Source organism: Planococcus kocurii, assembly GCF_001465835.2.
Classification (GTDB): Bacteria; Bacillota; Bacilli; order Bacillales_A; family Planococcaceae; genus Planococcus; species Planococcus kocurii.
In genome coordinates, this window is record NZ_CP013661.2 from 1,653,726 (window position 1) to 1,668,204 (window position 14,479).

Below are 14,479 nucleotides of genomic sequence, written 5' to 3' on the forward strand. Positions count from 1 at the left end.
GACTCAGCACTCGGAGAGGCATTTCGATGCGGCAGCGGCCCGGATCCCTTTCAGCCGATGAGGATCTTCTCTTGAGAGCTTGCTGCATGTACTTCTTCTCGTCAACGTTTTATAGATGGTAAATCTATTTTACACCGTCAGCCTAATAAGTCAATGTTAGGCACCTGCATATTGTGAAACACGGGCGATGGCTTTGTCTTTACCTAATAAAGAAATAGAGTCTGGCAATTCAGGTCCGTGCATTTGTCCGGTGATCACTACACGAATCGGCATGAATAGGTTTTTGCCCTTATGCCCTGTTGCTTTTTGAACGGCTTTGATTGCTGCTTTGATTTCAGCTGGCTCAAAATTTTCAAGTGCAGCTAGCTGTTCTTTAAAAGCCGTCATCACTTCTGGCACTTGCTCAGCAGCCAAAATTTCTTTCTCCGCTTCGCCATACGTCAATTCGTCAGTGAAAAACTGTTCAGACAGCTCAGTGATTTCTGCACCATAGCTCATTTGATCGTGGTACAAAGCAACTAGCTTATTAGCCCATTCTGTTTGCTCATCCGTCATTTCTTCTGGCAGTTTGCCTGCTTTTTGCAAATGCGGTAGAGACAATTTCACGACTTCTTCAAGCGGCAATTGCTTGATGTATTGGTTGTTCATCCACATTAATTTCTGTTTATCAAACATTGATGGTGATTTAGATAAGCGCTCCACATCAAAGATCCGAATAAATTCTTCTTTCGAGAAAATCTCTTCTTCACCTTCTGGAGACCAACCAAGTAGCCCAAAGAAATTAAATAAGGCTTCTGGAATGTACCCTAAATCTTTGTACTGCGAAATAAACTGCAAGATCGACTCGTCACGCTTCGATAATTTCTTGCGGTCTTCGTTGATGATTAACGTCATATGACCATAACTCGGGTAGTCCCAGCCAAATGCATCGTAAATCATCATTTGTCTTGGTGTGTTCGACAAATGCTCTTCGCCTCGGAAGACATGTGAGATTTTCATCAAATAATCATCGATAACAACCGCAAAGTTATACGTAGGAATACCGTTCGTTTTAACCATGACCCAGTCGCCAACATCTTTTGACTCAAATGAAATTTGCCCACGCACTAAGTCATTAAACTCATACGTAGTATTAGCCGGAACTTTTGCACGAAGAGTGAATGTTTTTCCTGCTGTTTCTTTTTCAGCAACTTCTTCGGCTGTTAAATTGCGACAAGTGCCACTGTATTGTGGTGCTGCAATACCAGATGCTTTTTGTGCATCGCGTTCTGTTTCCAACTCTTCAGGCGTACAGAAACATTTATAAGCCAATCCTTTTTCAAGCATTTTCTCAGAATGCTCTTGATACGTATCCAACCGTTCCATTTGACGGTAAGGACCATATTCTCCGCCAATATCAATTGATTCATCGTGTTCAATACCTAACCATTTTAAATTATCCAACTGCGACATGATCCCGGTTTCAATGTTACGAGCCGTATCTGTATCTTCAATACGGATAATGAATTTACCATTATTGTGGCGTGCAAATAAATAGTTAAATAGAGCTGTACGGGCGCCTCCAATATGCAGGTGACCTGTAGGACTCGGTGCATAACGTACGCGTACTTCTTGTGTCATTTAATTTCCTCCTAAAATGTCTTATCCTTCTGCTATTCTATCACTCCGGGACATCAAGTGAAACCGGACGTTTTGTTAACAAAATCACTGCTAATGAAGCAATTCCTTCTTCACGTCCAGTAAATCCAAGATGCTCTGAAGTCGTGGCTTTGACGTTTACCTGCGAAACATCAGCTTCTAATAAGGTCGCAATCGATTCACGCATTTGCTCAATGTAAGGGGCCAATTTCGGCTTTTGCGCAATAACTGTGCAATCGATATTGCCGAGCTCATAGCCTTGTTCTTTCACATATTCCCAAATATGCGTTAACAGTTTGCGGGAATCAGCATCTTTAAATTCTGGATCTGTGTCTGGGAAATGCTTGCCAATGTCGCCTCCACCTATCGCGCCAAGTGCTGCATCTGTGATGGTATGCAATAAAACATCCGCATCTGAATGACCAAGCAATCCTTTGTGATGTTCAATTTCAATACCCCCCAAAATAAATGGGCGTCCTTCAACTAATTGATGCACATCATAACCTTGTCCAATTCGAATCATTTTTGTTCCTCCTGTAAGCGACTTTCCAGAATAGCTTTTCCATAAATCAAATCATCTGGCGTCGTCATTTTAATATTTTCGTATGTACTTTCAACAATCGCTACGGGTTGGTTTAAACGCTCAACAAGCATCGCCTCATCAGTTCCCATAAATCCATCTTTGTGGGCTATGCGTGCTGCTTCTAAGATCAACGAGTAGCGGAATGCCTGCGGTGTTTGAATCATCCATAATTGATTGCGGTCAACTGTTTCTGTGATTACACCGTTTTCGGCTTTCTTGATCGTATCTTTTACCGGTACAGCAGCAATAGCCGCTCCTGATTGTTGGGCCGTTTCTGCTAATTGCGCAATTACTTTTTGATCGATAAAAGGTCGTGCTGCATCGTGAACCAAAACAACGCCACAAGGTGGAATCACTTCAAGACAGGCTCTAACGCTATCTTGCCGTTCTACTCCCCCTGTAGCGTAACCTTGTACTTTTGTCAGATTGTAGCGTTTTACATAGTCCTCTATCAATTCCTGCTCCTGCTCTTTGACCGCCAGCCAAATAGCATCACAATTGGGATCTTGCTGAAAAACGTCTAACGTATAAAGAAAAATGGGCTTGCCAAAAAGTTCGAGTAGTAATTTATTTTTATCAGCTTTCATTCGTTTCCCACTGCCAGCAGCAGGTAAGACCACTGTATAATTCATCGAAAAACATCCTTATCCTTATGTTGCACGTTATTTGCCTTCACGCGGTTTGGCGAAAATCATTCGTCCTGCAGAAGTCTGCAATACACTCGTTACTGTCACATTGATCGCCTGACCAATAAATCCTTTGCCGCCTTCAATGACAATCATTGTCCCATCGTCTAAATAAGCGACACCTTGATTTTGCTCTTTGCCGTCTTTAATAACCACGACGTGCATATCTTCTCCTGGAATCACGACAGGTTTTACAGCATTAGCTAAATCATTAATATTCAAAACAGGAACATTATGAAGTTCACACACTTTATTGAGGTTAAAATCGTTGGTCACGACTTTGCCGCCCATTTTCTTCGCAGCGCGCATCAATTTTAAATCGACTTCGCTCACTTCGTCAAAACTTTCTTCTGTGATCATAATCGCATCGACACGTTCGCTTTGAAGCCGTTTTAAAATATCCAACCCACGTCTGCCTCGCGTACGTTTTAAGGTATCGGAAGAATCGGCAATATGTTGCAGCTCAGACAACACAAATTGCGGCACAACAAACGTACCTTCCATAAAACCGGTTGCTGAGATATCGGCAATCCGACCATCGATGATGACACTCGTATCAAGCAATTTATAAGAAACTTTTTCAACAGGCTCTTCTGGCTCTGGCTTTTTCGCTGGTGCAAATCTAGCCGGCGTCAACATAGACAACATTTCTTCACGTTTTTTAAATCCTACCTGGAAACCTAAATAGCCAAGTACTACAGAAAGCACTAAAGGTGCCACTGTCGCAACTAGAAGAATATCAACCGTACTCAGTGCAAAGCCAACTAGGAAAGCTACTACAAGACCAATGACCATTCCTATCGTCCCGAACAACAGATCCGGTGTTGGAGTACGTAGCAATTTCTCTTCCATCCATTTCATAAAATTGATTAGCGAATCGACAAATAATAAAGACAGTAAGAAAAAAACAAGAGCCCCCACAATTGCCGCTACGTAAGGGTTGCTGATCCACGGATTGTCGAGAAGGGGAATAAGTTCAAATGCAGATGGCAATAATAAAATTCCGATTGTCGCACCAATAAGTAAAAACATAATTTGAATAATAGGTCTTAGCATAAGCTCCACCTCCTTTTTTTAATTATACACATTTTAAAACGAGAACGCTCCAATGACACCTGTTTAGAAATAAAAGGAGGCAAAATCGCCTCCTTACTGTGGAAAAATTTCTTTTAATGCATCGTTAACACTTTCTACACCGACTACGCGAATTCCTTCTGGATAATCCCAACCACCTAAATTAGATGCTGGAATAATCGCACGCTTAAAGCCTAGTTTTGCTGCTTCTTGAACGCGCTGCTCAATACGCGATACGCGTCTAACTTCACCAGTCAATCCGACCTCTCCAATAATACAATCATAAACGTTTGGCGCTTTGTCTCGGAAACTTGAAACAATACTTGCCAATACAGCCAAATCAATCGCTGGTTCGTCAAGCTTTACGCCACCTGCAACTTTAATGTACGCGTCTTGCGCTTGCAAAAGCATACCAACGCGCTTTTCTAGAACCGCCATCAATAAGGTCACTCGATTGACGTCAATTCCCGTCGCCATCCGTTTCGGATAATTAAAACTTGAAGGAGTCACCAATGCTTGAATTTCAACTAAAATCGGCCGTGTTCCTTCCATTGAAGCGACGACTGTTGAGCCTGCCGAACCACTCGACCGCTCTTGTAAAAATAGTTCTGATGGATTCAACACTTCTTTTAATCCACTTTGAAGCATTTCAAAAATCGCGATTTCATTTGTTGAACCAAAACGGTTTTTCACACTGCGTAAAATGCGGTATGTATGGTGGCGTTCGCCTTCAAAATACAACACCGTATCTACCATATGTTCCAAAATCCGAGGTCCTGCAATTTGCCCTTCTTTGGTTACGTGTCCCACTAGAAAAATGGCAATATTTTTTGTTTTAGCGATTCGCATTAATTCTGCCGTACTTTCTCTTACTTGCGTCACACTCCCCGGTGCAGAGGTGACTTCTGGGTGGTGAACAGTCTGAATTGAATCGATAATAACAAAATCAGGTGCTACATCTTCAATCGTGTGATGAATCAATTCAAGATTTGTTTCAGCGTAGATAAATAACTCAGAAGATGATGCATCTAAACGCTCTGCACGCAATTTAGTTTGTCTAATCGATTCTTCTCCGGAAATATATAATACCCGGTTCCCACTATTTGCAAGCATCGCAGAAACCTGCAACAGCAACGTTGATTTCCCGATACCGGGGTCTCCTCCAATAAGTACCAGTGATCCAGGTACAATCCCACCACCCAGCACACGGTTTAATTCGCTGAGCTCTGTTTCTACTCGTGGTTCATCTTGCGTTTCAATGGCATTAATCGGTATCGCTTTTTGAGGAACCGCCGCACTATGCTGAAAAGCACCACGCGTCCCTTTAGGAGCAGCCACTTCTACTTCTTCAGTCATCGTATTCCACGCTGCACAGCCCGGACATTTCCCCATCCATCTAGCCGATTCATAGCCACACGACTGACAAATAAATTTCGTCTTTTTCTTAGCCATGTGTACCTCCTTAAATAGAAAAACCGCTCGCCGGAAAGTGACTCCGGAGAGCGGAATGTTCTTATTGTTTTTCTATTACTACTTCTTTTTCTTTTTCAGACTCACTTGTACGAACGACAAATTCATCACCTTCTACATCAAAAATCATTTTTTGACCTGACAGAGCCGTGCCTTTTAATAGCTCTTCTGACAAACGATCTTCTACGTGTTTTTGAAGTGAACGACGCAGTGGACGAGCTCCATACTCTGGGTCATATCCTTCTTTCGCCACTTTTTCAAGCGCTGCTTCTGTTAACTCCAAATCGATATCCTGCTCTTTCAAGCGATCGACCAATTGTTTTGTCATCAACGTCACAATCTCTCTCAAGTTTTCTTTTTCAAGAGAATGGAAGACGATCATGTCATCTACACGGTTTAAGAACTCTGGGCGGAATGCTTTTTTCAATTCAGCAAGCATTTTCCCTTTCATGTCCTTATAATCCGTTTTTGCATCATCCAAATTAAAGCCAACGTATTTATTGTATTTTAGCTCTTCTGCCCCGACGTTTGAAGTCATAATAATGACCGTATTACGGAAATCGACTCTGCGACCTTTTGAATCCGTCAATCGACCATCTTCAAGAACTTGCAATAGAATGTTGAAGACATCTGGATGAGCTTTTTCAATTTCATCAAGCAGGACGACTGAATAAGGCTTTCTGCGAACTTTCTCCGTCAACTGTCCGCCTTCTTCATAACCCACATAACCTGGAGGCGAACCGACTAGACGAGAAGTCGAATGTCTTTCCATGTATTCAGACATGTCGATACGAATCATCGCTTCTTCATCGCCAAACATAGACTCAGCTAGGGCACGTGCTAATTCCGTTTTACCAACACCGGTTGGTCCAAGGAAAATGAACGATCCAATTGGACGTTTTGGATCTTTCAATCCTGCACGGGCACGTCGGATAGCTTTTGAAATAGACGTCACGGCTTCATTTTGTCCAATCACACGATTATGAAGAATAGACTCCAAGTTCAATAATTTATCCGATTCTGTTTGTGCTAGTTTCGATACCGGAATACCGGTCCACATAGACACGACTTTCGCAATATCTTCTACTGTCACTTCAGACTCTTCTTTGCCTTGTTTTTCTTTCCATTCTTTTTTCGTTTTATCTAATTGGTTTTGCAATTTCTGTTCAGCATCACGTAGCGAAGCCGCTTTTTCAAACTCTTGGCTTTGAACTGCTTCATTTTTCTCAGAACGTGCTGCTTCTAATCGAGATTCCAACTCTTTTAAATCTGGTGGAGTCGTATACGAACGAAGTCTTACTTTCGATCCAGCCTCATCAATCAAGTCAATCGCTTTATCCGGCAAGAAACGATCCGAAATGTAGCGATCCGACATTTTAGCTGCTGCTTCAATTGCTTCATCGGTAATTTTCACACGGTGATGCGCTTCATAACGATCACGCAAGCCACGGATAATTTGAATTGATTCTTCTACTGAAGGCTCATCTACTTGAATTGGCTGGAAACGACGCTCAAGAGCTGCATCTTTTTCAATGTATTTGCGGTACTCATCTAACGTTGTCGCACCAATACACTGAAGTTCCCCGCGTGATAGTGACGGTTTTAAAATATTAGATGCATCAATTGCACCTTCTGCACCGCCAGCACCGATTAATGTATGAAGCTCATCGATAAACAGAATCACATTCCCTGCCTGACGAATTTCATCCATCACTTTTTTCAATCGATCTTCAAATTCACCACGGTATTTTGTTCCAGCAACTACTGTCCCCATATCCAAAACCATAACGCGCTTGTCGCGCAACGTTTCTGGAATTTCGTTGTTAACGATTTGCTGAGCCAATCCTTCAGCAATCGCTGTTTTACCAACACCAGGCTCACCAATTAACACCGGGTTGTTTTTTGTTCTACGGCTCAACACTTCAATGACACGTGTAATCTCATCACTTCTGCCGATTACAGGATCTAATCCACCTTCACGAGCGACTTGCGTTAAATCACGAGCTAAGCCGTCTAAAGTTGGTGTGTTTGCCGAAGCATTCGGACTCGTACCTGTTGATGCCTGCTCATTGCTCCCTAGAAGCTGCAACACTTGCTGGCGCGCCTTATTCAAGCTAACACCTGCATTTCCTAACACACGAGCCGCAACGCCTTCTCCTTCACGAATAAGCGCTAACAGTAAATGCTCTGTACCTATATAAGAATGGCCCAATTTACGGGACTCATCAACTGACAACTCAATCACTTTTTTTGCTCTTGGCGTGTAATGAACGATTGGACCAACGTCTTTTTCGCCAACACCCACTAATTCTTTAACACCTTCTTCGATCAACTGTGTGTTCACTTCAATCGCTTCTAGAGCTTTTGCGGCAATACCGCCACCTTCACGAATCAAACCGAGAAGAATATGCTCTGTACCGATTGATTCATGTTTCATGCGAATGGCCTCTTCTTGAGCTAATTGAAGAACTTTTTGTGCGCGTTGTGTAAATCGATTAAACATCATGCAAGATCCTCTCCTTCACTATTCATATCTATTTTATTCAATCGCTCCCGGAACAACTTTGCCCGGGCAAAGTCACGTTCTTTCGGTTGCAGTGGCTTGTCTGCATATTGCTGCAGAAATGCTGGCTGCATAAAAATCATTAATTCATTCAAAATCGACATATTCATATTTTGAATCATCTTTAAATCAATACCCAATCGAACATCTGACAGACAAGTCGCAGCTTCTTCCGTCGTCAGCAGTCTCGAATGGGTAAGAACACCAAGCGAACGATACACCCGGTCCTCTAACATTAAAGGTGAGTTTAACAATATGGCTTCACGTGCTTTACGTTCTTGCTGGATAATCTGTTCTGTCATATTCTCCAAATCTTGAAGAATTTCATATTCTGATTTACCAAGCGTTAATTGATTGGATATTTGATAAACATTTCCTAACGCCTCGCTACCTTCTCCATAAATGCCACGTACTACCATACCAAGCCTTGAGATCGCGGGAATAATCCGTTGAATCTGATGAGACATAGTCAAAGCCGGTAAATGAAGCATAACCGAAGCTCTCATTCCAGTGCCAACATTGGTCGGACAGCTAGTCAGATACCCATACTTCTCATGAAAGGCATAAGACAAATTCTTTTCTAGTAACGTATCTAGTTCACTTGCTATTTGATAAGCTTTTTGAAGCTGAAATCCAGATTGCAAGCTTTGAATCCGCAAATGATCTTCTTCATTTACCATAATACTCAACTCTTCGTTTTCAGACAATAAAACAGAGCCCGGGTGATAGCTATTCATAAGGTAAGGACTAATTAAATGTTTTTCTACAAGTACTTCTTTTTGTAATTGGGCAAGTTCGTCAATATTGATATGGCTAAAAGTATAATCTAACTCACTACCTTTATCTAATAATACAGAGGAAATTTCTTTATCCACTTTAAGTGCTTCGTCTTCTGTAAAGGCATACGGGAACTTAAAATCATTCAAATTTCTAGCTAATCTAATTCTTGTACTCATTGCAATATCTACATTGCTACCATCATTGGCCATCCAGCTGCTTGCCCGAGGTTGGAGAAACCGTTCAACTGCCATCTGGTGAACCTCCCTCAAGCGTTACGTTTAATCGTTTTACCTCGTCTCTTAATCTTGCAGCTTCTTCAAATTCTTCTTCTTGAATTGATACCTGCATTTGCTTTCGAAGTTTTTCAATCTCTTTTTTAATTTTTAACGTTGATCCGTAAGAAGCGGGTATTTTTCCCGTATGTTCTGTATTGCCATTATGAAATCGCTTGAATATTTCATTGAGTTGTGACGAAAATGTATCATAACAGGAAGCACATCCAAATTTTCCAAGCTTTAGAAAATGTGAAAAAGTAAAGCCACAAGAAGGACAAATAGCCACTTCTTTTTTGGGCCTGCTAATAGTCGCTTGCGAATTAGGGAACCAATTCGATAATAGTTGGTGAATAGCTAATGGATCCTGTTCAAAAGCAATATTGATACTATGATTTTCAGCAGCACAGATATGGCATAACTGAAGCTCCATCACCTGTCCTAGCTGCTGTTTTTTCACTATTACTGATGCAGAACGTTCTCCGCACTGGGTACAAATCATCTTTTCACCTCTTTAAGTGTTCGATTCATATTTAATTGTAAAAAGCATCGCTATAAGAATCCGTGCACGGACTTCATCACGTATCGGAAGAGCCAACAGAAGAGTTGAACGATCTACTGCGCTTAGAATTAGTTTTGCCTCTCGTTTAGAAACAATCTCTTCATCCAGTAGCCTAAAAACAATGTCTTCTGCCATTACTTGAGTAGCTCCATGTTCCAACCTCTGTATTACTTCTGCAATTACGTCTGATTTTTGATGAAGTCTAATTCTCTTAATACGAATATATCCACCGCCGCCACGCTTACTTTCTACTAAATACCCACGATCAACAGTGAATCGAGTATTAATGACATAATTTATTTGAGAAGGAACACATTGAAATTTTTCAGCAACTTCACTGCGTTTAATTTCAATATGATCTCTCTCGCTTAATTCGATAACTTGTCTTAAATAACCTTCAATTACATCCGAAATGTTTCGCACCGTCTTCACCTCTTTAATACATAATATGATGAAATTGACTTTGACTATATTTGACTTAATTATACACCAAGCTTTTTAGAGATATCAAATAGTAAGTATCGAAAGGATTACTCACACCGATTGTAAACTTAAGTTCGACAACTAAAAAAGCCATTCGTAGTAAATTCACTATGTATTTTCCGACCAAAGAAAAATGGAGGAGCGATCACGGATGAACCGGTGATGGAAGCCTACCTGTGGCGCAAATTGCCAAACGTCTGAATCGCTTCCTGCAGCCAATTACAATGTCATCAATTTCCTGAAACCGAGCCACTCAACCCGCGATTATTAAACCTAGTCCCAAAAACAAGAAACTCTGTGGGCGCCTTTTAGTTGCTTTACCGAAGTAATAAAAAATCTATATCAGAAACTTGGTAGCTCAGGACTGAACACTAGAAGTCACTCTAGGCCACGCAGAGATGATTCCATTCGCACGCTCTAGCGCATGTTCAAAAGGCGGTTTCTTGATGTTGCCGCACCCAATACAAGGGAAACGAAAGCTCAACGGCTACCAGGAACGCCGATGCAAAAGGCGTTCCAACGGCATATTTCTGAAAGAAAAGCCAATTATCCTTCGTTCCAGAAAAAGTTCGAGCATATCCGAGGCAACACCATTGCAGGCGCTCCCCACAAAAGTGCAGTAATCACACGGGTTGAAAGACTGACGAAAGTGATCATCACCTTGGTACCTGCAGGACGTAAGCCGTGAGGTACTAAATCCCCGTTGAATAAATGGTTTCAAAGAGTTCCAAGAAATTTGTTTAATTCCATCAAGTTTGATTGTGGCAAGGAATTTTCCAATTGGAACCATAGTGCGACCGGTACGACATATCGATTTATTTTGCGGATATTGGCCCGCCTTCCCAGCGCGCCTTGAATGAACATTCCAATGAACTCCTTTGTAAAGATGGATTGCAGGCAGATGGATTAATCATTTCTACGATGACTGACTAACGGAATCAATTTTTAAAAAACCCTTGAAGCAATTCAGCTTCAAGACTCTTTAGTCACTGTTCTATTTCGAAATATCAGCTACATTTCTTATTGAAGTACTATCAGTAGACCCAATAAAGATGAAGGCATCATTCTTCATTTTCTTCAATAAACATACTTAACTTATCAACTACCATTTTTTATCGCGCTCTAATTTTTTCCATACAAAAAAGCCGTTACCGAAATCGGTAACGACTTTTTTTCATGTGCCCAGCGACGTCTTACTCTCACAGGGGGAAACCCCCAACTACCATCAGCGCAAAAGAGCTTAACTGCCGTGTTCGGGATGGGAACGGGTGTGGCCTCTTTGCCATCATCACTGGACTATTTGGTTTTGAAAGACAAGGTTTATTATACCAGTGGTACTGGTTTTTTTCAAGCTTTTTTTACAAAAACTTGGGCTTATTCTTTCAAAACTGGATAAACGACAGGTGAAACAAGCAAGTTTTTCGCATACAATGTGTTGGTTAAGTCCTCGATCGATTAGTATTCGTCAGCTGCACGTATCGCTACGCTTCCACCTCGAACCTATCTACCTCATCGTCTTTGAGGGATCTTACTTGCTTGCGCAATGGGAAATCTCATCTTGAGGGGGGCTTCGTGCTTAGATGCTTTCAGCACTTATCCCGGCCACACATAGCTACCCAGCGATGCCCTTGGCAGAACAACTGGTACACCAGCGGTGTGTCCATCCCGGTCCTCTCGTACTAAGGACAGCTCCTCTCAAATTTCCTGCGCCCGCGACGGATAGGGACCGAACTGTCTCACGACGTTCTGAACCCAGCTCGCGTACCGCTTTAATGGGCGAACAGCCCAACCCTTGGGACCGACTACAGCCCCAGGATGCGATGAGCCGACATCGAGGTGCCAAACCTCCCCGTCGATGTGGACTCTTGGGGGAGATAAGCCTGTTATCCCCGGGGTAGCTTTTATCCGTTGAGCGATGGCCCTTCCATGCGGAACCACCGGATCACTAAGCCCGTCTTTCGACCCTGCTCGACCTGTACGTCTCGCAGTCAAGCTCCCTTCTGCCTTTACACTCTACGAATGATTTCCAACCATTCTGAGGGAACCTTTGGGCGCCTCCGTTACTCTTTAGGAGGCGACCGCCCCAGTCAAACTGCCCGCCTGACACTGTCTCCCAAGCCGATCAGGCTTGTGGGTTAGAATTTCAATACAACCAGGGTAGTATCCCACTGACGCCTCCTCCGAAGCTAGCGCTCCGGAATCTCAGGCTCCTACCTATCCTGTACAAGTTGCACCAAAATTCAATATCAGGCTACAGTAAAGCTCCACGGGGTCTTTCCGTCCTGTCGCGGGTAACCTGCATCTTCACAGGTACTATAATTTCACCGAGTCTCTCGTTGAGACAGTGCCCAGATCGTTACGCCTTTCGTGCGGGTCGGAACTTACCCGACAAGGAATTTCGCTACCTTAGGACCGTTATAGTTACGGCCGCCGTTTACTGGGGCTTCAATTCGCACCTTCGCTTGCGCTAAGCACTCCTCTTAACCTTCCAGCACCGGGCAGGCGTCAGCCCCTATACGTCACCTTACGGTTTTGCAGAGACCTGTGTTTTTGCTAAACAGTCGCCTGGGCCTATTCACTGCGGCTCTCTCGGGCTATTCACCCTACCAGAGCACCCCTTCTCCCGAAGTTACGGGGTCATTTTGCCGAGTTCCTTAACGAGAGTTCACTCGCTCACCTTAGAATTCTCTTCTCGCCTACCTGTGTCGGTTTGCGGTACGGGCACCTCCCGCCTCGCTAGAGGCTTTTCTTGGCAGTGTGAAATCAGGGACTCAAGGGTAAACCCTCTTGCCGTCACAGCTCAACGTATTAGAAATGGGATTTGCCTCATTTCACGCCTCACTGCTTGGACGTGCACAACCAACGGCACGCTCTCCTTATCCTTCTGCGTCCCCCCATTGCTCAAACGGCGGGGAGGTGGTACAGGAATATCAACCTGTTGTCCATCGTCTACGCCTATCGGCCTCGACTTAGGTCCCGACTAACCCTGAGCGGACGAGCCTTCCTCAGGAAACCTTAGGCATTCGGTGGACGGGATTCTCACCCGTCTTTCGTTACTCATACCGGCATTCTCACTTCTAAGCGCTCCACCAGTCCTTCCGGTCTGACTTCAACGCCCTTAGAACGCTCTCCTACCACGGATCTCTAACGAGATCCATCCACAGCTTCGGTAATCCGTTTAGCCCCGGTACATTTTCGGCGCAGTGTCACTCGACCAGTGAGCTATTACGCACTCTTTAAATGATGGCTGCTTCTAAGCCAACATCCTGGTTGTCTAAGCAACGCCACATCCTTTTCCACTTAACGGATATTTGGGGACCTTAGCTGGTGGTCTGGGCTGTTTCCCTCTTGACTACGGATCTTATCACTCGCAGTCTGACTCCCAAGCATAAATCACTGGCATTCGGAGTTTGTCTGAATTCGGTAACCCGGGATGGGCCCCTAGTCCAAACAGTGCTCTACCTCCAGGATTCTCAATCTTGAGGCTAGCCCTAAAGCTATTTCGGAGAGAACCAGCTATCTCCAGGTTCGATTGGAATTTCTCCGCTACCCACACCTCATCCCCGCACTTTTCAACGTGCGTGGGTTCGGGCCTCCAGTAAGTGTTACCTTACCTTCACCCTGGACATGGGTAGATCACCTGGTTTCGGGTCTACAACTGCATACTCTGTCGCCCTATTCAGACTCGCTTTCGCTGCGGCTCCGCCTTCTCAGCTTAACCTTGCATGCAATCGTAACTCGCCGGTTCATTCTACAAAAGGCACGCCATCACCCATTAACGGGCTTTGACTACTTGTAGGCACACGGTTTCAGGATCTATTTCACTCCCCTTCCGGGGTGCTTTTCACCTTTCCCTCACGGTACTGGTTCACTATCGGTCACTAGGAAGTATTTAGCCTTGGGAGATGGTCCTCCCAGATTCCGACGGAATTTCACGTGTTCCGCCGTACTCAGGATCCACTCTGGAGGGATAGGGTTTTCGGCTACGGGGCTGTTACCCGCTGCGGCGGACCGTTCCAGGTCGCTTCGCCTAATCCTATCTTTTGTAACTCCGTATAGAGTGTCCTACAACCCCAAGAGGCAAGCCTCTTGGTTTGGGCTGATCCCGTTTCGCTCGCCGCTACTCAGGGAATCGCATTTGCTTTCTCTTCCTCCAGGTACTTAGATGTTTCAGTTCCCTGGGTCTGCCTTCTCATGTGCTATAGATTCACACATGGATACTACCCGATTAAAGGCAGTGGGTTCCCCCATTCGGAAATCTCCGGATCACAGCTCACTTACAGCTCCCCGAAGCATATCGGTGTTAGTGCCGTCCTTCTTCGGCTCCTAGTGCCAAGGCATCCACCGTGCGCCCTTTCTAACTTAACC

11 protein-coding genes, 2 rRNA genes and 1 other annotated feature (1 of these 14 running past the window's edge) are annotated in these 14,479 nt (G+C 43.8%); of the genes, 1 reads left to right on the top strand and 12 read right to left on the bottom strand.

The genetic code is table 11. The features are described 5' to 3' along the window. Positions 1–114 (bottom strand) — a binding site (T-box leader) (it extends 104 nt beyond the left edge of the window). A gap of 42 nt (positions 115–156) precedes the next feature. The 9 genes from gltX to AUO94_RS08285 all read right to left on the bottom strand — a co-directional run bounded on the left by gltX (position 157) and on the right by AUO94_RS08285 (position 10,051). Beyond that, positions 157–1,620: a glutamate--tRNA ligase gene (gltX, locus tag AUO94_RS08245; protein ID WP_058386753.1), complete on the bottom strand. Its 1,464-nt coding sequence runs from the start codon at positions 1,618–1,620 to the stop codon at positions 157–159. Between the two features lie 40 nt (positions 1,621–1,660). Beyond that, positions 1,661–2,161 (bottom strand): 2-C-methyl-D-erythritol 2,4-cyclodiphosphate synthase, encoded by a 501-nt coding sequence (ispF, locus tag AUO94_RS08250; protein WP_058386754.1) that lies wholly within the window; start codon positions 2,159–2,161, stop codon positions 1,661–1,663. Further along, entirely contained in the window at positions 2,158–2,853 is a 696-nt protein-coding gene (gene ispD / locus AUO94_RS08255; RefSeq protein WP_058386755.1) for a 2-C-methyl-D-erythritol 4-phosphate cytidylyltransferase, read from the bottom strand. Before ispD ends, ispF begins: the two co-directional genes overlap by 4 nt. A 30-nt stretch (positions 2,854–2,883) precedes the next feature. Next, entirely contained in the window at positions 2,884–3,963 is a 1,080-nt protein-coding gene (locus AUO94_RS08260; protein ID WP_058386756.1) for a PIN/TRAM domain-containing protein, read from the bottom strand. 93 nt (positions 3,964–4,056) lie between these two features. After that, positions 4,057–5,433, bottom strand: a complete 1,377-nt coding sequence (radA, locus tag AUO94_RS08265) for a DNA repair protein RadA (protein WP_058386757.1) — start codon at positions 5,431–5,433, stop codon at positions 4,057–4,059. A gap of 61 nt (positions 5,434–5,494) precedes the next feature. Continuing rightward, entirely contained in the window at positions 5,495–7,957 is a 2,463-nt protein-coding gene (locus tag AUO94_RS08270) for an ATP-dependent Clp protease ATP-binding subunit (RefSeq protein WP_058386758.1), read from the bottom strand. Continuing rightward, positions 7,954–9,045: a protein-arginine kinase McsB gene (locus tag AUO94_RS08275; protein WP_058386759.1), complete on the bottom strand. Its 1,092-nt coding sequence runs from the start codon at positions 9,043–9,045 to the stop codon at positions 7,954–7,956. Before AUO94_RS08275 ends, AUO94_RS08270 begins: the two co-directional genes overlap by 4 nt. Continuing rightward, positions 9,035–9,568 carry a UvrB/UvrC motif-containing protein gene (locus tag AUO94_RS08280; RefSeq protein ID WP_058386760.1) on the bottom strand — a complete coding sequence of 178 codons (534 nt, stop codon included), beginning with the start codon at positions 9,566–9,568 and terminating at the stop codon, positions 9,035–9,037. Before AUO94_RS08280 ends, AUO94_RS08275 begins: the two co-directional genes overlap by 11 nt. Positions 9,569–9,580: 12 nt before the next feature. Further along, the gene (locus AUO94_RS08285; protein WP_058386761.1) at positions 9,581–10,051 is read right to left on the bottom strand and encodes a CtsR family transcriptional regulator; all 471 of its coding nucleotides are present in this window, start codon (positions 10,049–10,051) and stop codon (positions 9,581–9,583) included. A 484-nt stretch (positions 10,052–10,535) separates the two neighbouring features. Here AUO94_RS08285 and AUO94_RS17790 point away from each other — a divergent pair, with 484 nt between their 5' ends. After that, positions 10,536–10,799 (top strand): hypothetical protein, encoded by a 264-nt coding sequence (locus AUO94_RS17790; RefSeq protein ID WP_169793168.1) that lies wholly within the window; start codon positions 10,536–10,538, stop codon positions 10,797–10,799. A gap of 29 nt (positions 10,800–10,828) precedes the next feature. Here the strand turns inward: AUO94_RS17790 and AUO94_RS17795 are convergent, their stop codons facing one another. From AUO94_RS17795 to AUO94_RS08300, 3 genes are all read right to left on the bottom strand, one after another. Continuing rightward, positions 10,829–10,975, bottom strand: a complete 147-nt coding sequence (locus tag AUO94_RS17795; RefSeq protein ID WP_156423935.1) for a hypothetical protein — start codon at positions 10,973–10,975, stop codon at positions 10,829–10,831. A 316-nt stretch (positions 10,976–11,291) separates the two neighbouring features. Then, positions 11,292–11,407 (bottom strand): 5S ribosomal RNA (gene rrf / locus AUO94_RS08295). A 139-nt stretch (positions 11,408–11,546) separates the two neighbouring features. Then, positions 11,547–14,479: ribosomal RNA gene (locus AUO94_RS08300) — 23S ribosomal RNA — on the bottom strand.

Coding starts and splice junctions, on each gene's coding strand:
- gltX (WP_058386753.1), bottom strand. CDS start 1,620: ATGACACAAGAAGTACGCGTACGTTATGCACCGAGTCCTACAGGTCAC.
- ispF (WP_058386754.1), bottom strand. CDS start 2,161: ATGATTCGAATTGGACAAGGTTATGATGTGCATCAATTAGTTGAAGGA.
- ispD (WP_058386755.1), bottom strand. CDS start 2,853: ATGAATTATACAGTGGTCTTACCTGCTGCTGGCAGTGGGAAACGAATG.
- AUO94_RS08260 (WP_058386756.1), bottom strand. CDS start 3,963: ATGCTAAGACCTATTATTCAAATTATGTTTTTACTTATTGGTGCGACA.
- radA (WP_058386757.1), bottom strand. CDS start 5,433: ATGGCTAAGAAAAAGACGAAATTTATTTGTCAGTCGTGTGGCTATGAA.
- AUO94_RS08270 (WP_058386758.1), bottom strand. CDS start 7,957: ATGATGTTTAATCGATTTACACAACGCGCACAAAAAGTTCTTCAATTA.
- AUO94_RS08275 (WP_058386759.1), bottom strand. CDS start 9,045: ATGGCAGTTGAACGGTTTCTCCAACCTCGGGCAAGCAGCTGGATGGCC.
- AUO94_RS08280 (WP_058386760.1), bottom strand. CDS start 9,568: ATGATTTGTACCCAGTGCGGAGAACGTTCTGCATCAGTAATAGTGAAA.
- AUO94_RS17790 (WP_169793168.1), top strand. CDS start 10,536: ATGTTCAAAAGGCGGTTTCTTGATGTTGCCGCACCCAATACAAGGGAA.
- AUO94_RS17795 (WP_156423935.1), bottom strand. CDS start 10,975: ATGTTCATTCAAGGCGCGCTGGGAAGGCGGGCCAATATCCGCAAAATA.